Source organism: Halobiforma nitratireducens JCM 10879 (assembly GCF_000337895.1).
GTDB lineage: Archaea > Halobacteriota > Halobacteria > Halobacteriales > Natrialbaceae > Natronobacterium > Natronobacterium nitratireducens.
In genome coordinates this window covers 17,019-39,047 of sequence record NZ_AOMA01000167.1, presented here as the reverse complement: position 1 = coordinate 39,047, position 22,029 = coordinate 17,019, and the positions used below count along the sequence as shown (strand labels likewise).

General features: G+C 64.1%; 17 protein-coding genes. 9 read left to right on the top strand and 8 right to left on the bottom strand.

The features are described from left to right. Positions 1–13: 13 nt before the first annotated feature. The 3 genes from C446_RS15655 to C446_RS15645 all read right to left on the bottom strand — a co-directional run bounded on the left by C446_RS15655 (position 14) and on the right by C446_RS15645 (position 4,354). Complete coding sequence (locus C446_RS15655; RefSeq protein WP_006674109.1) at positions 14–1,939, bottom strand: aldehyde ferredoxin oxidoreductase family protein; 1,926 nt, start codon at positions 1,937–1,939, stop codon at positions 14–16. Positions 1,940–2,177: 238 nt separating this feature from the next. Beyond that, on the bottom strand, positions 2,178–2,369 hold the full coding sequence (locus C446_RS15650) for a DUF1328 domain-containing protein (RefSeq protein WP_006674108.1): 192 nt from the start codon (positions 2,367–2,369) through the stop codon (positions 2,178–2,180). Positions 2,370–2,452: 83 nt separating this feature from the next. Then, positions 2,453–4,354 carry a bacterio-opsin activator domain-containing protein gene (locus C446_RS15645; protein ID WP_006674107.1) on the bottom strand — a complete coding sequence of 634 codons (1,902 nt, stop codon included), beginning with the start codon at positions 4,352–4,354 and terminating at the stop codon, positions 2,453–2,455. Positions 4,355–4,444: 90 nt separating this feature from the next. Between C446_RS15645 and C446_RS15640 the strand changes: the two genes are divergently transcribed. The 8 genes from C446_RS15640 (at position 4,445) to C446_RS15605 (ending at position 12,944) form a co-directional block, all read left to right on the top strand. Next, positions 4,445–4,636 (top strand): HVO_0649 family zinc finger protein, encoded by a 192-nt coding sequence (locus tag C446_RS15640; RefSeq protein ID WP_006674106.1) that lies wholly within the window; start codon positions 4,445–4,447, stop codon positions 4,634–4,636. Positions 4,637–4,793: 157 nt separating this feature from the next. Then, complete coding sequence (locus C446_RS15635; RefSeq protein ID WP_006674105.1) at positions 4,794–5,105, top strand: hypothetical protein; 312 nt, start codon at positions 4,794–4,796, stop codon at positions 5,103–5,105. A 247-nt stretch (positions 5,106–5,352) separates the two neighbouring features. Continuing rightward, entirely contained in the window at positions 5,353–7,167 is a 1,815-nt protein-coding gene (locus tag C446_RS15630; RefSeq protein WP_204365919.1) for an ABC transporter substrate-binding protein, read from the top strand. A 90-nt stretch (positions 7,168–7,257) separates the two neighbouring features. Further along, entirely contained in the window at positions 7,258–8,229 is a 972-nt protein-coding gene (locus C446_RS15625) for an ABC transporter permease (protein ID WP_006674103.1), read from the top strand. Continuing rightward, positions 8,229–9,401: an ABC transporter permease gene (locus C446_RS15620; protein ID WP_006674102.1), complete on the top strand. Its 1,173-nt coding sequence runs from the start codon at positions 8,229–8,231 to the stop codon at positions 9,399–9,401. Before C446_RS15625 ends, C446_RS15620 begins: the two co-directional genes overlap by 1 nt. Continuing rightward, positions 9,398–10,435 carry an ABC transporter ATP-binding protein gene (locus C446_RS15615; protein ID WP_006674101.1) on the top strand — a complete coding sequence of 346 codons (1,038 nt, stop codon included), beginning with the start codon at positions 9,398–9,400 and terminating at the stop codon, positions 10,433–10,435. The genes C446_RS15620 and C446_RS15615 overlap by 4 nt, the downstream gene beginning before the upstream one ends. Beyond that, on the top strand, positions 10,432–11,787 hold the full coding sequence (locus C446_RS15610; RefSeq protein ID WP_006674100.1) for an ABC transporter ATP-binding protein: 1,356 nt from the start codon (positions 10,432–10,434) through the stop codon (positions 11,785–11,787). Before C446_RS15615 ends, C446_RS15610 begins: the two co-directional genes overlap by 4 nt. A gap of 59 nt (positions 11,788–11,846) precedes the next feature. After that, a complete protein-coding gene (locus tag C446_RS15605) occupies positions 11,847–12,944 on the top strand; it encodes an archaeosine biosynthesis radical SAM protein RaSEA (RefSeq protein ID WP_006674099.1) in 1,098 nt (365 codons plus the stop codon). A gap of 31 nt (positions 12,945–12,975) precedes the next feature. Here the strand turns inward: C446_RS15605 and C446_RS15600 are convergent, their stop codons facing one another. From C446_RS15600 to C446_RS15585, 4 genes are all read right to left on the bottom strand, one after another. Continuing rightward, positions 12,976–16,779 carry a PAS domain S-box protein gene (locus tag C446_RS15600; protein ID WP_006674098.1) on the bottom strand — a complete coding sequence of 1,268 codons (3,804 nt, stop codon included), beginning with the start codon at positions 16,777–16,779 and terminating at the stop codon, positions 12,976–12,978. 366 nt (positions 16,780–17,145) lie between these two features. Further along, a complete protein-coding gene (gene purQ, locus C446_RS15595) occupies positions 17,146–17,820 on the bottom strand; it encodes a phosphoribosylformylglycinamidine synthase I (RefSeq protein WP_006674097.1) in 675 nt (224 codons plus the stop codon). A gap of 59 nt (positions 17,821–17,879) precedes the next feature. Then, the gene (gene purS / locus C446_RS15590) at positions 17,880–18,131 is read right to left on the bottom strand and encodes a phosphoribosylformylglycinamidine synthase subunit PurS (protein WP_006674096.1); all 252 of its coding nucleotides are present in this window, start codon (positions 18,129–18,131) and stop codon (positions 17,880–17,882) included. A gap of 222 nt (positions 18,132–18,353) precedes the next feature. After that, a complete protein-coding gene (locus tag C446_RS15585; protein ID WP_006674095.1) occupies positions 18,354–19,598 on the bottom strand; it encodes an FAD/NAD(P)-binding protein in 1,245 nt (414 codons plus the stop codon). 167 nt (positions 19,599–19,765) lie between these two features. Here C446_RS15585 and C446_RS15580 point away from each other — a divergent pair, with 167 nt between their 5' ends. Next, positions 19,766–20,233, top strand: coding sequence for an SHOCT domain-containing protein (locus C446_RS15580; protein ID WP_006674094.1), 468 nt, complete (start codon positions 19,766–19,768; stop codon positions 20,231–20,233). Here the strand turns inward: C446_RS15580 and C446_RS15575 are convergent, their stop codons facing one another. Then, the gene (locus C446_RS15575; protein ID WP_006674093.1) at positions 20,234–21,928 is read right to left on the bottom strand and encodes a nucleoside recognition domain-containing protein; all 1,695 of its coding nucleotides are present in this window, start codon (positions 21,926–21,928) and stop codon (positions 20,234–20,236) included. Positions 21,929–22,029: the final 101 nt, after the last annotated feature.

Genomic DNA, 22,029 nt, shown 5'->3' with positions numbered 1-22,029 from the left:
GGTCCGACGGCCGTCAGTCGTCGCTGGGTGCTGTTGCACCGCCTTCGCTACTGACGCCCGTTCCGGGACCGATCTCGATACCGAGTTCGTCGAGTTTCTCGTCCGGCACGACGCCGTCGACCCAGCCGCGGTAGTCGTAGTACTCCGCTTTCATCTCCTCGAGTTCGCAGTACTCGCCTTCGCTTGCGCCCTGGCCGGGGACGCCGTCTTCGAGGAACCGCTCGGGCAGCGAGTCGTCGTCACCGTCGAAGCCGACGAGGTTGTTGTAGTACCGCTCGAGGTTGTAGACCCGTTCGCCGGCCTCCATCAGTTCTTCTTCGGTGACGTCACGTCCCGTCATGCCGTTGTACTGCATGACGTACTCCTCGATGCCTTCCGCGAAGGCGTTGAACTTGCAGATGTCGAAGGAGTCGCTGATGGCGTGGAGGTCCTGGAACTCCGCGGTCAGTTCGCCTTTGCCTTCCCACGCGTAGGGATCGACTTTCTCCGGCACGCCGAGAATCTCGGCAGCGGGCGTGTACCCTCGCAGGTGACACGCACCGCGGTTCGAGGTGGCGTAGCCGATCCCCATACCCTTCATACAGCGCGGGTCGTAGGCGGCGATCGTCTGACCCTTGACCGCGAGGGAGTTGTCGTGGGCTCCGACCTCGTCTGCGATGCGGCGAGCGCCTCTCGCCAGCAGGTCGGCGAGTTCGCCGTCCCGATGGGCGATCTTCTCGATCATCTCGATCATCGTTTCGGTGTCGCCCCAGTCGAGCCCGTCCTCGAGTTTGCCCTCCTCGGTCATCTCCATGGCCATCGCCATCATATTGCCCGTGTCGATGGTATCGAGGCCCATGTCGTTACAGCGGTCGAGCATTACCGCGATGTCGTCGCGTTCGGTGTGACCGGAGTTCGGCCCGAGGGCGTACGCCGACTCGAACTCGTAGGATTCCGTCCGAACGTTCATCTCCTCGCCCTTGTGCATCGCCTGTACCTCGACTTCCTTCTTGCAGGCAACCGGACAGGAGTGACAGGTCGGCTCGTCGACGAGGATGTTCTCGCGGACGTTCTCGCCGCTGACTCGTTCGGAATCAAATTCGTCGTCGGCGAATCCGTCCTCGCGGGCGTCCCGCGTCGAGGTGTACTTTCCGTTCCTCGTGGGGAGGCCGGACATCTCCTCGGTGATGTTCATCAGGACGTTCGTCCCGAACTGCGAGAGTCCGCCCTCGTTGGGCGCGGTGACGTCGGACTCCTGGATAGCCTGCATCGCCTGCTGGTGGCCCTCCTTGAACGTCTCCGGAGCGGCCGGCTGGGGCATCTTCGTGCTCGATTTGACGACGACTGCCTTGAGGTTCTTCGAGCCCATCACACAGCCCGTACCACCCCGGCCGGAGGCACGGTCGTCCTCGTTCATGATACAGGCGTAGCGTACCTCGTTTTCGCCGCCAGGCCCGATCCCCATGATGCTCAGGTTCTTTCCGTAGGACCCCTCGACTTCCTCTTCGAGAGTATCACGGGTCTCGTGGAACCCTTTCCCCCAAACGTGGGAGGCATCCCGGAGTTCGACGTCGCCGTCCTCGACGACCGCGTAGACGGGGTCGTCTGCTTCACCCTCGAACAGCAGGCCGTCGAAGCCGGCCCACTTCAGGCGCGCGCCGGACCAGCCGCCGTGGTGGCTGTCGGTAACCGTACCCGTAAGCGGCGACTTCGTACAGACCGCGATCCGACCGCTCATGGTCACCTGCGTCCCCGACAGCGGCCCGTTCATAAACGCGAGCAGATTATCCGGTCCGAGCGGGTCCACGTCCGGTCCCTGTTCGAACACGTACTTGACGCCGAGCCCCCGGGCCCCGATGTACTTCTTTGCGTCCTCCTCGTCGATCGACTCGTAAGCAACCGCTTCCTCGGAGAGGTCGACGCGAGCGACCCTGTCCTGAAAACCGCCGAGTTCTGTCATAGTAACGCCTCTCCGTTACCTTCGGTCTCCAGAGTGTTATGAATTGCCAACGCAGAGTAACCGGTTTCGGTTCCCCCACCGAACGGAAGATTCCGGTGACGATTCGCGATTCGGACCGGCGAAAAGGTGGTAATTGCTGCCATTTCGTAACTGGTCGCGAACGAGTCGAGTAGCTGGCGACGGACCGACTCGACCAGGGGAAAAAGGACCGTCGGGCTCGTTTCCCCCGCAACTGCAGCTACAACAGGAGCGCCACGATCGCAAGCACGATGAAGACCAGCACGAAGATGCGTGCGACCTCCATCGAGATACCGGCGACTTCGCGGGCCCCGACCGCCGCCGCGATGATCGCGAGAACGAAGAACACGATCGCCCAGTACAGAAACTCGCCGCCGGCCTGGAGCGGTACCTGCGCTGCGTGCTCGAGCATACCCCCGGCTATCACGACCCGTGGTATAAACGCCTGGTACGGTTCGAACGCTAAGGAGAGTCTACAGGCCGGTAACGACGGATTCAGCGGTCGGGCCGTTCGGACCGTTCGTCGCCGAAGAAGGCCCGACAGAGTTTCCCTTCGGCCGTCCGCAAGTGTTCGTGGAAGGTTGGTCGCGAGACGTCCATCGACTCCGCTAACTCCTCGCCGGTGGTCGGCCGAGGCCACTCGAAGTAGCCACCGAGGTATGCCCGTTGTAACGCGGCGAACTGGCGATCCGTGAGGTCACTCTCGAGGCGGTCGGCGAACTCCTGTCGCGTTTCGCCGCTCCGATCTTGCTGCTGGAACGAGCGGACGTCCGTTCGTTCGTAGCGGTCTTCGACAGCTTCGACGACCGAGCGAACGTTCGCCGACCGGGGAATCTCCAGGGTCAGGCTCGTTCGCCCGTCTTCGGCTTCGATGGATCGGATTCTGGCACCCCGTTCCGAGAGCCAGGCGACCGGATCGTCGCCGCCCGAGAGTTCGATCAGGCAACCGTCGTCCCGCTCGACGACGACCCGACAGTCGAGGTCGGGAGTGTCGCGGGCCTCGGCCGCCTCGGTGATCGCGTCCGGATCGCCCGCGACGGAAAACAGCGACGCAGTCCCTGAATCGGCACCCGACCGATGGACCGACCGTCGGTACTCGAGCCGGCAGCCGGCGTCGGCCGAAAGCGCGGCCGGCGCGATAGCGTCGTCTTCGACCTCGAGTTCGACGGCGACGACGGCGTCGGTCTCGAGCACCCGGCTGGTCTCGCGGGCGTTGACGCCGCTTGCGATGGCCCGTGCGAGCGCCGAGAGGACGACGGACTCGCGATCGTCGATCTCACGGTAATCGTCGGTGCAGACGGTCAACACGCCGTACTCGATGTCGTTGTAAAACAGCGGGAACGCGGCGTGTGTGGTCCCATCGATAGTGTCGACGGCGACGGCTTCGTTCGGGAGCGTGTCCGCAGCCGGGTGATCGGCCTCGATCGGTACCGAATCCGGGTCGACGCCCGCGCTCGTACGCACCTCGACCGTCCCGGTGGCAGGGTTTCGCTCGCCGATCCAGGCCCCCTCGTAAGCGTCCTCCGAGGCGATCCGATCGCAGACCGACTCCTTGAGTTCGGTCCGGCTCGTCGATCCGGCGACGGCGGCCGTAACGTCCTGGACGAGACCCTCGACGCGGTCGAGGATATACTCGAGTTCCTCTGTCCGGTGCTCGAGTTCGAGTTCGGCTTCCTTCCGTGCGGTGATGTCGTTCTGGAAGCCGACGTAGTTGGTGACCTCGCCCGCGTCGTTCCGAACGGGTGCGATCGTCACCTCGTTCCAGAACTCGGTGCCGTCTTTCCGGTAGTTCTTGATCTCGACGGTAACGGGATAGTCCTCGTCGATCGCGGCTGCCATCTCGGCAATCGCCTCCTCACTCGAGTCTTCCCCCTGCAAGAGCCGGCAGTTGCGCCCGACGACATCGTCGTAGCTGTAGCCGGTCATCTCCTCGTAGGCGTCGTTGACGTAGACGAGCGGGTTGTCCTCGCGGTCGGGATCGGAGATCGTGATGCCGACCGGCGCTTCGTTTATCGCCCGCTCTTTGACGACCCGGTCGCTCTCCGTCGACGTCGCGCTTTCGTCGGGTCGGTAGACGATCGTCGCCGCGTCGGCGTCTCGGTGGACCCGCGCGACGTACCCCGCCTCCTCGAGTTCGACCCGCCGAGCGGTCCCGACGGTCGTCTCGTCGATCGCCGCCTCGAGTCGGGGCCAGCCCGCCAGCACGTCGCTGGGGGTCACGTCGCCCTCGGTCACCTGTCCCTCTCGAATTCCGAACGCCGACCGAGCCGCACCGTTCGCGTAGCTGATCCGGCCGTCGGCAACGGCCACGACGGGATCGACGAGGTGTTCGAGCGCAGCCGACGCTGGCGACTGCGGTGCCTCGCCAGCGCCTGGCTCCGCGTCGGCATTACTCATATGCCTCCATAGGTAGGCCGCGATCAATAACTGTGGGGGTGTCCGTCTCCGACCCAGAATGTTATTATGCTCCACGTTGTGTGGTAACATATGTCTACCCACCGCTCGCCGTTCGACCGACTCCGCCAGAAGTACGACAGGTCCGATTCCGAGTGTCGACAGTGCGGGTATCACGACACCGACGATGGGTGGGACGTTACGACATCGGGAGACAGAATCCACTACCAGTTCGTCTGTCCGGTCTGTGATGCGGTTGAAACCCGGGAGCTGCGCCTGGAGTAGCCGGCTCGTTGTCGCCGAAGAGAAACGAGGCCTGGCGTGCCAGTCGTCCCGGGATTGATCGGTCCTGTTCGCATCGAAACAGCTACAGGGTATCGGTAACGCGTATCGAACAGTTACCGTGACGGAACAGTATCGATCACACCTTTCCCGTGCAACGGTGATCGCTATCGTCGGTATCGGCGTCGTTTTCGTCGCTGGTGTGATGCTCGATGGGGGTGTCGTCTTCGTCGTCGACGCACTGTTCGTCCTCGCCATCGGCTGCTTCGCGCTCGCCGTTTTGCTGACCCGCCCCTCGGTTTCTCGCCGCCGGGCTATCGACGATGCAACCGACGAGCACGAGTCTACCGGCCAAGACGGTCGCTCCGGCGCTCGTGACCCCGCCGTGCAGTTCCGTACAGGTATTCGACTGGCGCTCGTCGCGACGGCATTTCTCGCCGTGTCGTTCGGCCTCGACTATACTGTCGTCTGATTCCGTCTCCGAGTCTCGTGTGAACCGTCGTCCGACGCTGTGAGGTATCTCGAATATCGCCTGGCTATAGTACTCACTGTCCGCCATCAGTTGCCTGGTCAACCAACAATTCTCAGCCATGCGTCGTATAGTGTGAGACTCTACAATAATGACCCCGATTATTGGATTAGTGCTTGATTTCCAATAGATATACAACAACTATTGAAGTGATGGAAAACTTTATACTATCTTAATCTAACCATTTGCTGTGCCATCAAGAGACACGACAGACGGTGTCAATAGGCGAACGGTGCTGAAATCGACCGCAGTCGGTGGGGTTGCGTTCTTGGCCGGGTGCTCCGAGGGGGATGCCCCGGCAGCGGACGACGGCGCTAACGGCGGATCGGGCGACGGGGACTCGAGACACTGGATTGGTGCCCAGGGGAGCGAAGCCCCGAACTACAACGTGTTCCGTATCACCGACGTGACCTCGTCGAATCGGGTCTCCCGAGTGATGGATCCCGCGTACACGATCGACGAAGACGGGGAGATCGTCTACCGACTCGTCCGTGATATCGAGGTCGGTGACGACTTTACGGAGTTTACGTTCACGCTGACCGAGTACGGCGAGTGGAGCGACCCGTACGGACAGATGACTGCGGAGGACTGGGTGTACTCCATCACCGAGATCATCCAGGGCGAAGACAACTGGGCGACAGTCTCCATGGACGACGACTTCCGGATGGGGGTCGACGCGGTTCCGGACGGCTTCGAGGCCGCCGACGAAGACGGCGACGAAGCGTGGTTCAACGTCGAGGAAACCGGAGAGTTCGAGTTCACCATCGAGACCCCGGAGCCGTACCCGTCGTTCCTCGAGGAACCGATCATCTGGGGCTTCCAGGAAGTCGTGCCCAGGGAACTGGCCGAGCCGTACGTCGAAGACCGCGACGGCGACGGCCTGAACGAAGACGACGAGATCCAGGACCTCGCGTACACCGGTAACCTCGGCGCGTTCACGCCCGAAGTCCTCGAGACGGAGGCCCGGATGTACGCGCCGCGAAACGACGACTACTACCTGCGCAACTACGACGGCCACGAGGACTCGCCGCATATGGACGAGTGGACCTACCAGGTCATGCGCGAGGAGGCGACTCGCCTGTCGGCGATCCAGTCAGGTGAGATCACCAATACCGATATTCCAGCACGTCGTGCCGAGGAATTCGAGGGGATGGACGACGTCCAGGTCATCGGGACGCCGACCGTCTACTGCCAGAGCATGTTCTACAACATGCGAAGCGACGGCTGGGACGCGCTCAACACCACCGAGGTGCGGCAGGCGCTGACGATGGCCGTCGACAGACAGTCGATCGTCGACAACATCCAGCACGGCTACGGAACGGTCGCCCACACCCTCCAGCCCGAGTACTCCGAGTTCTACGACGATTCACAGGTCGTCCAGTGGGAGTACGACCCCGACGGCGCTCGAGAGCGACTCGAGCAACACCTTCCCAGCCCCTACGGCTACTCGGACGGTCGCGTCGTCGACGGCGACGGGGAGGAGGTCGTCCTCGATTTCGTCTTCTCCGACTCGGCCGAAGCGACCGAACTCACGGCACGATACATCCAGGACGAATTCGACGAGAACCTCGGACTCGCAGTGGAACTCGAGCCCGTGCCCTGGAACTCGATGTTAAACGAGTTCTTCTACACCGCACCGGCGGACGCACGGGACTGGGACCTGATGGCCGGTATCGGGCGCAACTCGTATCCGCGAGCACCCGAGGCGACCGAGAGCTACTGGCGTGCGACCGACGAGCCCTGGGACACCGCCAACGCGTATGGCTACGACGACCCACAGGGTATTGCCGACATTCTCACGGAATCCGCACAGGAGACCGACCCCGAAGCGCGACAGGAGAATCTCGCGGAAGTCTACGGTATTCTCAGCGAAGAACAGCCGTGGAACTTCCTCTACTTCCCGGAGGACCTCAACGGCTACCGTGCCCACGTCGAGCCGACGGAGGACCCGAGTATCTCCTGGGGGTACGACATCCACCGCTGGGAGATCGAATCCGAGCAGTAACGCCGGTTCACCTGCGAACTGCAGCCGTTGGCCCCGTGTTGACGGGGGCTTTCGATATCAATATCCAATGTACACCGACCGACACGGACAATGAAAGCGTACATCGCAAAGCGGATCGCGTGGACCTTCTTCGCGACCTGGGTCACGCTGACGATCACGTTCCTGCTGCTCGATTTCTCGCCGATCTCGGCGGCCGGTGCCGAGTTCGTCGATCAGCAAGTCCAGCAGGGGATGGACGCCGACGAAGCGCGAGAACTGTATCAAGAACAACTCGGACACGGCGACACCGCCTGGGAACGTTACACCAACTTCATGGTCGGACTGGCGACGTTCGACTGGGGTTGGTCGTCGATGTACAGCCAGCCGGTCGTCGATGTCATCGCAAACTCCTGGATTTACTCGTTCCAGTATGTCTTCCCGGCGACTGTACTGTCGGTGATACTCGGGTTCGCGATCGGCCTTTACTCGGCGACTCACCAGTACACGAAAGAAGACTACGCAGCCACGCTGTTTGCGTTCACCGGAATCAGCCTGCCGAACTTCTGGTTCGCGATCATGCTCATCCTCATCTTCGCCACCATGCTCGGCTGGCTGCCGACGTACTACTCGACGGACGTCGCGTTGCTCTCGCTCGAGAACGCAAAGCAGTTGATACTGCCAGTGATCGTGCTGTCGACGGCAGCGATCGCCTCGGAGATGCGGTACGCTCGAGCCGAGTCACTGGAGTACGTCCACGCGGAGTTCGTCAAGACGGCGCGAGCGAAAGGGCTCTCGGAGAACCAGGTTACTATCCGCCACATCTTCCGGCCGGCGATGGTGCCGTTGATCACGATCCTCGTCGGCGACATCCTCGGACTGCTGTTCGCCGGCGGGTACGTCATCGAAGTGATCTTCCAGATTCCCGGACTCGGCCTCGTCAGTTACGAAGCCATCATCCAGCAAGATACGCCGCTCGTGCTGGCGACGGTGTTGATCCCGGTGTTCATCGCGATCATCGGCAACCTCGTCCAGGACATCTGTTACACTATCCTCGATCCGCGAATCGACTTCGGTGATCGCTAATGAGTACTGAGACACACACTGACGGGACACGCGACGGTCACGACGAGATCACGTTCGAAGACGTCGACTGGGAAGAGTTCGACGGCGGCCTCGAGTGGACGCGAACGCGGGTCGCGGCCTATCTGACCATGGGCGGAATCGCCCTCGCGTGGCTTCTCGACTCCCTGTACGGGAGCCGACGCGACCCGCTCGTCGACTACCAGTTCGGTCCGGTCGAGTTCGCTCCGAACCCCGGCAACGTCGAGTGGCTGTTCACGCTGACCCTCGCGGTGCTGTTTTTCTACTGCCTCGTGCCGCTGTACCAGAACCCCCGGCGGACGAAACACTACTGGAAGGAGTTCAAGAAGAACAAAGCCGCCGTCGCGAGTCTGGTCTTCCTCGTGTTCATCTTCCTCGTCGCCGTGTTCGGTCCGTTCATCGTCGGACGGCCGGAACTGGACCTCGCGAACGCCTACCAGCCGCCCGTGTTCTACAGCTACGTTCCCGGACTCGAGGGTGGGACGTGGGAGCACCCGTTCGGCACCATGCAGTCGGGGGAAGACATCCTCCAGACCGTCGTCATCGGTGCTCGGGTGAGTATGATGGTCGGGCTCATCGGCTGTCTGATGATCGTCGTGCTGGCCAGTGCCGTCGGGACGACCGCCGCGTACTTCGGTGGACTGGTCGACGAGGTGCTGATGCGGTTCGTCGACATCATGCTGACGTTCCCGACGTTCTTCCTCATCCTGTTCGTCGTCTACCTCTACGGTGGCGACCTGTTCACGATCATCCTCATCCTGGGGCTGACGACGTGGACCGCGACCTCGCGGCTGGTCCGTTCGGAGGCGCTCCAGCGCAACGAAGAGCAGTACATCGACGCCGCGAAGAACGTCGGCGCGAGCGAACGCTGGATCATCACGCGCCATCTCGTGCCGAACGTCTCGAACACGATCATTACTGCGGCGACGCTGGCGATTCCGTCGCTGATCCTCTACGAAGCGGTGTTGGCGTTCCTCGGCTTCGGCGACCCGAACGTCTGGTCGTGGGGCCGCGTGATCTCCGAAGGCCGCGGCGATCTGCAAAACGCCTGGTGGATCGCGACGATCCCCGGCGTGTTCCTGTTCCTGACCGTACTGGCGTTCAACTTCCTCGGCGACGCGTTGCGAGACGCGCTCGATCCACGACACGAATGACGATGACTGACGACCCACTCCTCTCGATCCGAAACTTGCAAACGTACTTCCACACCGACGACGGCGTCGTCAAAGCGGTCGACGGCGTCAGCTTCGACGTCGACCGCGGAGAGACCGTCTGTATCGTCGGTGAAAGCGGTTCTGGAAAGTCCGTCACGAGCGAATCGATAACGCAACTGATCCCGATCCCACCGGGGGAGATCGTCGGTGGCGAGGTGTACTTCGACGGTGAAGACGTGACCGAGCTGTCCACGGGCGAACTGCAGGAACTGCGTGGAGGCCGCATCGGCCACGTGTTTCAGAACCCGCAGGGTGCCCTCAACCCGGTCTACACCGTCGGCTACCAGATTCGCGAGGCGATCGACGCCCACCACGACCTCTCGAAGGCCGAGGCCCGCCAGCGTGCGATCCGGCTGCTCGAGGACGTCGGTATTCCGGAGGCGGCGACGCGGATCGACGACTACCCCCACGAGTTCTCGGGAGGAATGAAACAACGCGTCGTCATCGCGATCGCGCTCGCGTGCGAGCCCGACCTGTTGATCGCCGACGAGCCGACGACCGCCCTGGACGTGACGATCGAGGCTCAAATCCTCGATCTCCTGCGAGACCTCCAGGACGAGTACGACATGAGTATCGTCTTCATCACCCACGATCTCGGCGTCGTCGCCGAAATCGCCGACCGCGTCGTCGTCATGTACGCCGGAAAGGTGATGGAAACCGGCTCCGTCGAGGACATCTTCGAGAACTCCGCACATCCGTACACGGAGGCGTTGCTCGAGTGTCTGCCAGGCCAATCGAACCTCGAGCCGATCCCGGGGACCCTCCCGAGCGCGACCGATCCGCCGGACGGCTGTCGGTTCCACGACCGATGTGAGTACGCGACCGAGGAGTGTCGTGTCGGTGACCAGCCGGCCCTCTCCGAGATCGAGGACGGGCATGGGGTATCCTGCGTCCACTGGCAGAGGGGCAGCGACGGGCTCCCCGAACCGACCGACGTGCGGGGACCGGTACGATCGACCGGAGGTGAACGATGAGTACCCAGCGAACCTTACTCGAGGTCCGCGACCTCGAGAAGCACTTCTCGATGACCAGAGGCGTTTTGAAAGACGAGATCGGCCGCGTGAAAGCCGTCGACGGGATCTCCTTCGAAATCGCGGAGGGAGAGACGTTCGGCATCGTCGGCGAGTCCGGCTGTGGCAAGTCCACGGCAGCCCGGACCATCCTGCGTCTCGAGGACCCGACGGACGGAACCGTCCGGTTCGACGGCCAGGACATTACCGAGTACGACAGTACCGAGTTGAAACGGTTCCGACGGGAGGCCCAGATGATCTTCCAGGACCCGGACTCGAGTTTCGATCCCCGGATGAGCGTCGGCGAATCGCTTGCCGAGCCGCTGATCGTCCACGGGATGACCGATCGGGAGCGTCGCCGAAGTATCATCGAGAAGCTGCTCGTCCGGGTCGGACTACAGGCCGACGACATCGACCGTTACCCACACGAGTTCTCCGGTGGGCAGAAACAGCGGATCGGACTCGCCAGGGCACTGGTGTTGAATCCACGGCTGCTCGTCGCCGACGAGCCGGTCAGTGCGCTCGACGTCTCGGTACAGGCGGAAATCCTCGAGCTGATGGAGGATCTACAAGACGAATTCGGGCTGAGTATCCTGCTTATCAGTCATAACCTCGGCGTCGTTCGCCACATCTGCGACCGCGTCGGTGTCATGTACCTCGGCGAACTCGTCGAAGTCGGGCCGACGGAGGAGCTGTTCTCGGACCCGGAGCACCCGTACACCCGCGCGCTGATCTCGGCGATTCCCTCGGCGGACCTCTCGGATCGGGGCGACCGAGTCAGGCTGAAAGGTGACGTTCCAGACCCGTCTGATCCACCCCGTGGCTGTCGGTTCCACACGCGCTGTCCCGAGGTCGTTCCACCCGAAGGGTACGACCTCGAGCAACGGACCTGGCGATCCCTCCTCGATTTCACCCAGCGGGTCGAAGAGGGGATGGACCTCGAGGCGGTGTACGATCTGTTGCATCCGGAAGAAGCACTCGAGGACCGTGATGTCCCGGAGCGGCTCCCGACCAGCGACGTCGAGGCCGCGCTCCGCTCCGAGTACGACCTCGCCGACGATATCGGCGACCCCGACGCCGACGCGGTTTTCGAACGTGCCGTCGAACGGCTCGCTTCGGGCGATCCGGAGGATGCACGGGAGACGCTCGCCTCGGAGTTTACGACGGTCTGTCGGCGGGCGACGCCCGAACTCGAGCGAGTCGGACCCGACCACCGGACTGCCTGTCACCTGGCCGACGGTCACCAACAACTCGACGGCCGGCCGGCGGACACCGACGGTCCGGAAGCGGATCGGCTGGATCGGCCCGCGGAGTGATCGCGGCCCGGACCGCACAGACGAAGGCGCTTTAGGCGTTCGGGCCCCTTGCCTCGATAATGAGTCAACCCACGCCCGAAGTCTACGAGCAGGGCAAGGGCATGGACGCCCACAACCAGGTCATGCGCGAGATTCGCTCGCGCAAGGAGGCAAGCTACGATCCCCACGAGCCGACCCGCGTCTGGCTCGACGAGGACAACACGCCCGATGGCGTCAAAGAGAGCCTGACGATCATCCTCAATACCGGCGGCTGTCGCTGGGCCCGCGCTGGCGGCTGTACGATGTGTGGGTACGTCGCCGAGAGCGTCGACGGCGGCAGCGTCTCCCACGAGGCCCTGATGGACCAGATCGACGTCTGTCTCGAGCACGAGGCCGAAAACGCCGACGACCCCGCGGCTCTCATCAAGATATACACCTCCGGCTCGTTCCTCGACGAGCGCGAGGTCGGAGCGGAGACCCGCAAGGCGATCGCCGAGACGTTCGCGGACCGCGAACGGATGGTCATCGAATCGCTGCCGGATTTCGTCGACCGCGAGAAGATCGAGGACTTCACCCAGCACGGCGTCGACACCGACATCGCGATCGGCCTCGAGACCGCGACCGACCGCGTGCGCCACGACTGTGTGAACAAGTATTTCGACTTCGCGGACTTCGAGGACGCCTGTGCCGAGGCTGTAACGGCAGATGCGGCGGCCGACGACGCCGACGCCGGAATCAAGGCCTATCTCCTGATGAAGCCACCCTTCCTCACCGAGTCCGAGGCCGTCGAAGACATGATCTCCTCGATCGAACGCTGTGCCGACGTCGAGGGCTGTCACACCGTCTCGATGAACCCCTGTAACGTCCAGCGCTACACGATGATCGACGACCTCTACTTCGACGACGGCTATCGCCCGCCGTGGATGTGGTCGATCGCCCACGTCTTAGAGGAGACGGCCGACATCGACGCCATCGTCGTCTCTGACCCAGTCGGTCACGGCTCCGACCGCGGACCACACAACTGTGGGGAGTGTGACGACCTCGTCCAGAAAGCGATCAAGGACTTCGATCTGCGCCAGGACCCGTCGGTCTTCGAGCAGGTTTCCTGTGAGTGTGAACTCACGTGGGAGACGGTTATGGAGCGCGAGCGGAGTTTCAACCAGCCGCTGACGCGGTGAGGTGGTCGAAACCGAACGGCGAACCCGTCGACTACTCCTCGTCCTCGAGTCGGAGTGTCCCGGCCTCACCCGAGAGGTCACTCGCCGGTTCGTGATCTCGGTCGGCTCGTGGCAGTTCGATCCGAACGATCGTCCCGCCCGCATCGCGGTCCTCGAACGAGAGCCGACCGCCGGAGTGGGTCACGACCCAGTTGACGAGCCAGAGACCGAGCCCGCTGGCGTGTCGAAGCTGTGTGATTTCTCGGTCCTCCTGTAACAGCTCCCGTTCTTCGGTCGGGATACCAGGGCCATCGTCGGCGATCGAGACTCGGACCATCTCGTCGTCGGGTGCGTCGGTGACGGTCACGTCGACCGATGGATGCTCCCCGTCGTTGTGTTCGACCGCGTTCTCGAGCAACTGGAACAGCGCCGTCTCGAGGAACTCGGTTCCCCTGGCGACACAGCTGTCGGGAAGCGAACTCGACGCATCGGCGGCGGCGTACTCCCGCTCGAGTCGCTCGACTGCGTTGGTGACGAGGTCGACGAGATCGACGACGTTCGTCGTCGTATCGTCGCGATCCAGGGTCCGTTCGACGCCGCGGGTTTTCTCCGCGAGGTCGATGAGTTCGTTTGCACGCTCCTGAATCGTCCGGGCGTATTCCCGGCCCTGAATCTCGAGAGACTCGTCGTGATCGTAGTCGTCGTGCTCGGGTTCGTTCTCGGGCTCGGAACCGGGTCCTGGCCTGGAACCGGAATCAGAACCGGAATCGGTGTCGGTGTCGGTGTCGGTGTCGGTGTCGTCCCCACCCCCCGTGGCTTCGACCTCCTCGAGTTCATCGAGTTTCTCGAGTTCGTCTAACAGGAGCTGTGCACAGCCGTCGATGATGTTCATCCCGTTTCGGAGGTCGTGTCGCAACACCCGGTTGAGAATCTCGACGCGCTTGCGGTGTTGCTTTCGCTCCGTAATATCGGTGTAGACGCCGAACGTTCGCTCGGAGAAGCCGTCGGTTTCCATCGGTGCGATTCGCAGCATGAAATCGCGTAACCCGTCCGCAGTCCGGCGCTTGACTTCTTTTTCGATGGACTCTCCCTGACTCCCGGCCCGATTGATCAGGTTGGCCTCGTCTTCGTGTCCGGTGGGGACGATGTAGTCGTCGATCGACTCCCCGAGCAGCTCCGACTCCTCGTAGCCGAACACTCGTTCGAACGCCGGATTGATAGATTCGACGACAGGGGACGCCTCTTCCTCGACGTATCGGGAGCTGACGACGGCGTCGGGGACGTTCTCGAACAGCGCCGCGAACCGGTCCCGTTCGGTTCGCAGTTCCTCCTCGATGACGAGCCGATCCAACGCGTCGGAAACGTGGGAAAGCAGGAGTTCGGCGAGCTCCTTGTCGTCGTCGGTAAACGCGGCTCGCTCGGTAGACGCCGCCTGGAACACGCCCCGGTCGCCGATCGGAACACTCAGCCCCGCCCGGAACGCTTCCGTCGCCGGTTTCGCTTCGTCGTGATCGGTAACGTCCTCGAGCCGGTAGGTCCGGCCGTCACAATACGTTCTGCCGGCGATTCCCTTGTCTAGCGGAATCCGGGGTTCGTATCTCTCGTCGACTTTCGATGACAGCGCCCTCCTGACCAGCGAATCGTCGTCCTCGTCGGCGAGGTAGATGGCACAGGCGTCGAAGTTCAACACGTCTTCGGCGGCTTCGACCGCGAGGTCACAGATTTCCCCGCGTCCGTCACAGTCGTCGAGCCGAGACGCCACCGAGTGGAGACTCTCTATCTTGGCCTTCTGGTCGATGATCTGTCGTTGCATACGCTTGCGGTCGGTGACATCGCGGACGATCCCGACGGTTCCCGTGGTCGTTCCGGCCGCTGTCCCACGATCGGGATGGAGACTGGGATCGAGATTGGGATCGACGCCCCCACGACCGTCAGCCTCGGAATCGGAATCGCCCTCGACAGTCCTGTGTCCACCCTCGTCGGGTTGCCACAGCGTCGTGTTGATCTCACAGGGGACCAGCTCTCCGCTGGTCGTCTCGAGGGTCGCCTCGTAGGTCGCGATCCCATCGTTGCCGGCCGACGAGAGGGCACGGACCCGCTTTCGACGCCTCGAAGCACTTTCGTCCGTGAGAATCGTCGAAACGTGGTCGCCGAGAAGCTCGTCGCGGTCGTGACCGGTCAGGTCCGCAAGCCGGTCGTTGACCGTAACGAACCGTCCCTCCTCGTCGAGCGCGTACACGCCGTCGCCGACCGCTTCGACGATCGTTTCCGCCCGTGCGAGTTCCCGGTTCCGGATCGTGCGATCGAGCGCCGCCTCGACGGTGGCGGCGAGCACGCTGACGAGGTGGATGTCGGTCGGATCGAGCCGGTCGGGAACCGTCGAGGCGATCGCCAACAGGCCGTGGTCACCGAGCGGATGGAAGATGGCATCGCCGATCGAGACGTCGACAGCGGAGTCGGGATCGACATCGAAGGCGGTCGCCACCTCCTCGAGTGGGACGTTCTCGAGGACCGTCGGGTTGTCGTTGACGTAGGCAGTCCAGAGCTCGTCTTCGGGAGCGATCGACGCGTCGTCTCCGCCGTGGGCCGCAAGCGCCGATGTGGTCGCCTCGAGTTCGAGACGGTCGGTTTCCCGGTCGTAGAACCGGATCGCGCCGAGGGGTTGCTCGAGGACGGACTCGGTCGCTTCCATCGCGATCGTCGCGATATCGCCGGCCGATTCGGCGCGGATGAGTTCGTGGCTCGTCTCCTGTAGCGACTCGAGGACGGCGGCTCGCTTGTGCTCGTCGGAGACGTCCCGGGCGTACGAGAGGACGCCAACGACCTCGCCGTCTTCGACGATCGGGATGTTGACCCACTCACAGACGATCGTCGTCCCGTCGGCGCGGCGGTTCCGGTTGAGACGGGTCGAGGGACCACGGCCACATGCTCCCTCGACGAGATCGTTCCAGTACTCGTGGAGGGCCTCGCGCTCCGAAGACGGCACCACGAGTTCGAACGCCGAGCGCCCGAGTGCGTCGGCCGGCCCGTACCCGAACAGGTCGGTCGCCGCGGCGCTCCAGCCAACTGCCTCGAACTCGCGGTTCCACTCGACGACAGCGAGAGGAAGCCCGTCGATGAATCGATGCAACAGGTCGTCTCGCGGTTGTGAGCACTCACTGCCAGCGTCGACGAGGGGTTCGGCTTCGTCGACGCGAGGAGCGGCGTCGTGGTGGGTGTCGTGGTGGGTGTCGGGGTCGGGGTCGAGGTCTGGGTCCGGACTGGTACCCGGATCGAGCACGACGGCGGACTCGAGCGATTCGAAAGCGCGACGCGTCTCCGGCGTCGCCGTCTCGGGTCCGGGACGTGACCGAGAGGAGCCAGCTCCCAGCCCTGATTCGGGGTTCGCGGCCGATGTCGTCGGGAGGTCGTGGCTGCCGTGTGCCGTGTGGGCGGAGGCGGGGGTGGTCTCAGTCCCCCCCTCAGTCCCGGTCCTGGAGGATACTCCGTTCGCCCGCTCATCGAGCACGTCACGGATGCGACGGGAAAGTGTCTCGGTTCCCTGCGCTCGTGGCACGTAGGCGTCGGCCCCCGCAGCGACGATTTCGCCTGCCAGGACCTCGCTCCCGTCGGCCGGAAACGCGACGATCGGAACGTCCGACCGTGCCCTGATCCGTTCACAGAGCTCGACCGGACTCGCGTCGGTAACCGAGCCGACCACCACACAGTCGGCACTCGGCAGAGCCTCGAGGCAGTCGCGCACGTCTGCGACGACGGTCGTCGCCACCTCGCCGTCGCCGCCGTCGACGGCAGGCTCGAACTCGAGTGACTCCAGGGGGGAAGCGTCGGCGTAGACGACGCGAGTTCGACCGGTCATCGTCTCTGTATCGGGGTCTATCTCCTTCTGCTGGGCGAACCCACAGCGGCCGCGTTTCGGACACGAGACCGCGTGAGATCGTTACTTCCGTCGGAGTCGGCTCGGAACCAATATAAGTGTGTTGGCCCCCGAAACGGCGCTGTTCAGATAACGTCGGAAAAACGAGAGGTCAGAATCCGAGGGACCCGTACCAGATTCGGCCGTCTCGCCGGTGTTGGTGTCGACCGTACTCGATCGGCCGATCATAATTGGATAGTAGCCACTGCAAGTCAGTGCGTACCTGATCGCCGGAGAGATCGGCGATCAGTCGGCAAATCGTTGCAGTTGTTACTATAGCTACTCCCAGCAATGCCACCCGGACGGCAGTCACTCGAACGCCCGGAGAACGCCGCGACCGTCCGTTGGGCCGATATCAGGTAACGTTGCGCGTTCTGGGTGGGGCATCATGACCGCCACGGTGTCGCGATCGCCGAGGACGCCCGCGACGGCGTTTTTCGATCCGTTCGGATTCGCGGCGGGGTTCGTCTCGCCGTTCTCGTCGCAGTACCGGAAGAGCACGCGATCATCGTCTTCCAATTTCGCGAGTCGGTCGTCGGGAATCTCGTAGCGACCTTCGCCGTGGGCGATCGGAATCTCGATCACATCGCCCTCCTCGTAGGCGGCCGTCCAGGGGGTGTCGGCTCGCTCGACCCGCAGATAGACGTGCTCGCACTGGAAACGAGCGCTCTCGTTTGTCGTGAACGCGCCGTCCGTTAGCCCCGACTCGCAGCCGATCTGGGCCCCGTTACAGACCCCCAGCACGGGGACCCCCTCGCTCGCTGCCTCGCGGACCGACTCCATGATCGGCGAGCGAGCCGCCATCGCGCCGGCACGGAGATAGTCGCCGTAGGAGAACCCACCTGGCAGGACGATCCCCTCGGTGTCTGCGGGGAGCCCGTCCTCGTGCCAGACGATCTCGGCGTCGATGCCCAGGTGCTCGAGGGCGCGTTTCGCGTCCCGGTCGCAGTTCGAACCGCCGAATCGGACGATCGAAACCGTCACAGTCGCCACCTCCCGGCGTCGCGGTCGACGGCTTCGATCGGCGTGTCAACGCCCGTCATTTACCGTTCGTCGACCTCCACGTCGTAGTCGTGGATGGTCGGGTTCGCCAGCAGCCGTTCGGCCATCTCGTCGGCGCGCTCGCGGGCCGCGTCCGCGGAGTCCGCCTCGAGGTCGATCTCGAACCGATCCGCGGAACGGAGGTCCTCGAGGTCGAAGCCCAGCCGCTCTAGGGCCTGTTTCGTGGTCTCGGCCTCGGGGTCGAGGACGCCGTGTTTGAGTCGAACAGTCACCGTGGCGGTGTAGGCCGTCATTAGCTGATGTCCCGTATTCGTGCTCAAAAACGCTTTCGCCTTGTCTTCGTGATACACGATCGTGGATACTGTGGCGGCAGTCGATAGCGACCGGGCCGACGACGCCACAACCGGCGGCGTTCAGGGGAGCAACCTTCGATCACGGCCCGTGGTCGAGACTCCAGCGGGGCGTTCCGGTCCCTGCTCCGGAACCGACCCAGGCTCGCGTCGTCGAGACGGTGGTCAGTCGGCGGCCAGCCGCGGCCGATCGGCCGAGTCGATCGCCGCCGCGATCCGATCCGCCGCTCGCCGTGCACCGGCGATATTGCCGGCCAGGGGGCCGACGGTGCCGGCCGCCAGCGCACCGGAGACGAACAGCGGACTCGAGTCGCCGTCGGTCCGTCGCCAGGCGAGCGTCGCGTCCGCGAGCACGGGCATCCCGCGATAGCCACGCTCGAGGTCCAGCGTGGCCGCGACGCGATCGACGAACGGATGGTCGAAGACGGGTTCGAATCCGGTCGCCAGCGCGACCTGATCGGCGACACAGCAGCCGCCCCCCTCGAGAAGCAGCCGTACCTGGCCGTCGACGGTGCGGGCCGAACTGATCTCGCCGCGGCGGATCGTAAGCGAGCCGTCTGGGTCGCCGTCGCCAACCGATTCGTCGTCCGCGAGCGCCTCGAGTCGCTCCAGCAACTGCGGTGGAATCGTTCCGTCGTTGCGTGCGTCCCGGAGCACGTCGTCGCGTCGCCGCGATCCCGGCGGATGCCGGTGCAGGTGTGATTCGATGTGGTTCCAGTTTATCCAGCGTGGATCGGCCTCTATCGTCGCCGGCTCGAGGTCGTGACGCGAGCATAGCGTGACCGACTCACGCTCGGCGAGGCAAGTCGCGAGCTGTGCGGCGGTGATCCCGCCGCCGACGACGACGGTCTCGTCGGCCGGTCCGTCGGGATCGAACGAGTCGTCCCAGACGTGTGTGGCGTCCTCGACGTTCCGGGCCCAGTCGGGGCGGCGATAGCGTCCGCCGTGACCGATCGCGAGCACGCAGCGTCGCGTCCGGATCGATCGACCGGTGTCGGTCTCGAGGACGAGACCGCCCCCGGGAGCGTCGGCGTCGCGGATCGACGCGACGGACGCGTGGCGGTGTAGCGACGCGAGGTCGTTACGGTCGATCACGTAGTCGGCGTAGTCGAGGAACAGCGACAGCGACGGTCGTCGCGGGTAGCCGGGCGTAGGCAGCAACTCGTCCTCACGGTCACGGGCCTCCGCGAAGTCCTCGAGTCCGAACGGTTCGGTGCCGACGTGGTGGACGAACGTCGACCGCAGTGCGTCCAGTTCGCAGGCTCGCGCTTTCCGCCGGAACGACGCCAGCAAGCGGTCGTGCGGGTCGACGATCGCGACCTCGTCGTGCTCGAGGGCGGTCTCCTCGAGTACCCGCTGGACCAGGTAGGTGCCGTGGATGCCGCCGCCGACGATGACGCACTCGTACATCGAACCCTGGTACGCCCTGTTGTTACTTTACTCCTTCGAGTTATTAATAGACAACATTGGGAGAGGGTATTTTCACACACACACACTCGGCGAAAAGCGGCGGTAGCCTGCGGAACGGCAACCTCACTTGGGCAGGTATTTTTGTGTTGGTAGTCGAACAGCATCCCATGACAACCCACGGGTCAGGCGGTACTCTCTCGGTGCCTGCAGCTGTCGTCATCGTCGCACTCCTCGCGGCGTTCGTCGCGCTGGCGGTCATCGACTCCAGTCTCGCGATCATCGTAGCGATCTTCGCGTTCGTTTTCGGCGGCGACATCCTGTGGGGTTTCGCATGGGAGACCGACGAACGCGATGGCGGTTCGACGGCCGACGACGCGTCGGACGATCACGAGCCCGAGATCGACGCCCTCGAGCGGTTGCGAACGCGCTACGCCGACGGCGAGCTGACCGACGCCGAGTTCGAACGCCGGCTCGAGATGTTGCTCGAGACGGAGACGATCGCCGACGTCGAGCAATTCCTCGAAGGCAAGAGCGACGACGCTGAGGGGCGACCGACGGCGCAAAGTGACGAACCGCCCGCGGGGGACCGAGACTGGAATCGGGACGACCGAAACCTCGAGCGCTCGTCGGAGTGATTACAGGAGGAGTCGACCGATCCACGCGATCGCCAGCGCGAATCCGATCGCCGCCGCGGCCTGCCGCGCCAACATCTTCGCGACGAACCGTGTCGAGACCTCGCGGGCGACCGTTATCGCCGTCACGAGACAGGGGAAGAGAACACCCGCCAGGTAGACCGCCACGAGGACCTGGACCGGCGACAGCGTCGCGACACCCGCGGCGTCGGCGGTCAGCAGGGCGATCCCGTCCTTGCGGACCGAGGCCAGGACGACCGGGAGCGCTGCCTCCGTCGGCAACGCGAACGCGGCCATCGCGGGCTCGAGTCCGGCCCCGAGCCGATCGAGCGCGCCGACGTACTCGAGCAGTGCGGCGACGACACAGATCACCGCGAAGACCGGGAGCGCGGTCGTGACGAAACTCGCAAGCGAGGTACGGGCCTCCCGCCAGATCGCCCGTGGTCGGGGCCACTCGAGGTAGGTGCGGCGATCGACCGCCAGGCTCGTCGTTCGGGCTTCGGAGGGTGCGACGAGCCGGACGTAGAGCAACGTCGTGAGGACCAGGATAGCGAGGTACGGGACGACGAGCCACGGCATCCCCACCGCGGCGAGCACGGCCAGTGTCGCCGGGAACTGATAGGAGCAGGCCGCGCCGAAGGAGATCGCCGAGATCGTCGTACAGCGAGTACAGTCCGAACAGCTCCGGGTGCTGGTGACAGCGGGGACGTTACAGCCAAACCCCATCACGACCCGGACGAGGTCCTGGCCGGTCAGCCCGACCCGTCGCATGAACGGGTGTAGGGCGGTTGTCACCCTGGTCACGAGCCCGCTTGCCTTGTACGCGCCCATGAACAACGCGAAGATGAGCATCGTCGGCAACGCCCAGACGAACAGGAACGGCCCCATCGAGAGCAGGCCGTAGTCGCCCCCGAGAGCAGCCGCGAGCGGACCCGGTAGCGTCCCGGCACGGGCGACTGCCGGCTCGAGTGCCGCGCCGACGACGGGATCGAGTTCGCCGGCGATCGTATTGGCGAACCAGACGGCGACGACCGCAGGCGCGAGCAGGACGAGCGCGCTCGCGACCGGGCCCGCGTACTGACGTTCGAAGATCGTCGCGGCCGGTTCGACGTTCCAGCCGACCCGGGTCCCGGCTCCGCCGGGTAGTCGCCCGCCGTAGCGGATCGCGTCGAGGACCGCACGAGCGTCCGTCGTCTCGGCCGAGTCTACGACCGATGGCCCGGCACTGTCGCGGCCGAGTCCGCCGTCCGCTGTGGCTCGCGTCAGTGTCCGCGCGTCGACCGGTACGACGGGAACGCCGAGGTCGTCTTCGAGCTCGGTTATCCCGTTCCAGGCGTCCGGGTCGTCTGTGACTTTATCCCAGTAGGTGACAACGACCGCGCCCGTTCGCCCCTGTACGAGGGGCAACAGGTCCGCGAGGTCGCCGTCGACGTCGGTCGCCGGGACCACGAGGACGACCTCGTCGGACGCCTCGAGTTGTGACAGCGCCTCGCGAGTCGTCTCCGTATCCGCCTCGAGCGTGATACCGGGCGTATCGACCAGTTCGACCCCGCCGGTGCTGTAAACCTCGCTCGAGACGGTCGATCCGCCGATCTTTTCGTCGGCCGGCGTCGCACCGGTGAGTCCGGCTGCGAGAGCGGATTTCCCGACGCTTTCCTTGCCGACGAGGACAACGCGATCGCGCTCGGTGTCGGACATTCAGCGTCGCTCCTCCCGACATCCGGCTCGAATCGTGGCTGCAGCGACGATACGACGGTCAGTGGCCGTCGAAACGGCCGCTCGGTCTCGGCAGTGCACGT

Bases quoted from the DNA above. Each gene is read 5' to 3' on its own strand.
- C446_RS15655 (WP_006674109.1), bottom strand. From the start codon at position 1,939: ATGACAGAACTCGGCGGTTTTCAGGACAGGGTCGCTCGCGTCGACCTC.
- C446_RS15650 (WP_006674108.1), bottom strand. From the start codon at position 2,369: ATGCTCGAGCACGCAGCGCAGGTACCGCTCCAGGCCGGCGGCGAGTTT.
- C446_RS15645 (WP_006674107.1), bottom strand. From the start codon at position 4,354: ATGAGTAATGCCGACGCGGAGCCAGGCGCTGGCGAGGCACCGCAGTCG.
- C446_RS15640 (WP_006674106.1), top strand. From the start codon at position 4,445: ATGTCTACCCACCGCTCGCCGTTCGACCGACTCCGCCAGAAGTACGAC.
- C446_RS15625 (WP_006674103.1), top strand. From the start codon at position 7,258: ATGAAAGCGTACATCGCAAAGCGGATCGCGTGGACCTTCTTCGCGACC.
- C446_RS15620 (WP_006674102.1), top strand. From the start codon at position 8,229: ATGAGTACTGAGACACACACTGACGGGACACGCGACGGTCACGACGAG.
- C446_RS15615 (WP_006674101.1), top strand. From the start codon at position 9,398: ATGACGATGACTGACGACCCACTCCTCTCGATCCGAAACTTGCAAACG.
- C446_RS15610 (WP_006674100.1), top strand. From the start codon at position 10,432: ATGAGTACCCAGCGAACCTTACTCGAGGTCCGCGACCTCGAGAAGCAC.
- C446_RS15605 (WP_006674099.1), top strand. From the start codon at position 11,847: ATGAGTCAACCCACGCCCGAAGTCTACGAGCAGGGCAAGGGCATGGAC.
- C446_RS15600 (WP_006674098.1), bottom strand. From the start codon at position 16,779: ATGACCGGTCGAACTCGCGTCGTCTACGCCGACGCTTCCCCCCTGGAG.
- purS (WP_006674096.1), bottom strand. From the start codon at position 18,131: ATGACGGCCTACACCGCCACGGTGACTGTTCGACTCAAACACGGCGTC.
- C446_RS15585 (WP_006674095.1), bottom strand. From the start codon at position 19,598: ATGTACGAGTGCGTCATCGTCGGCGGCGGCATCCACGGCACCTACCTG.
- C446_RS15580 (WP_006674094.1), top strand. From the start codon at position 19,766: ATGACAACCCACGGGTCAGGCGGTACTCTCTCGGTGCCTGCAGCTGTC.
- C446_RS15575 (WP_006674093.1), bottom strand. From the start codon at position 21,928: ATGTCCGACACCGAGCGCGATCGCGTTGTCCTCGTCGGCAAGGAAAGC.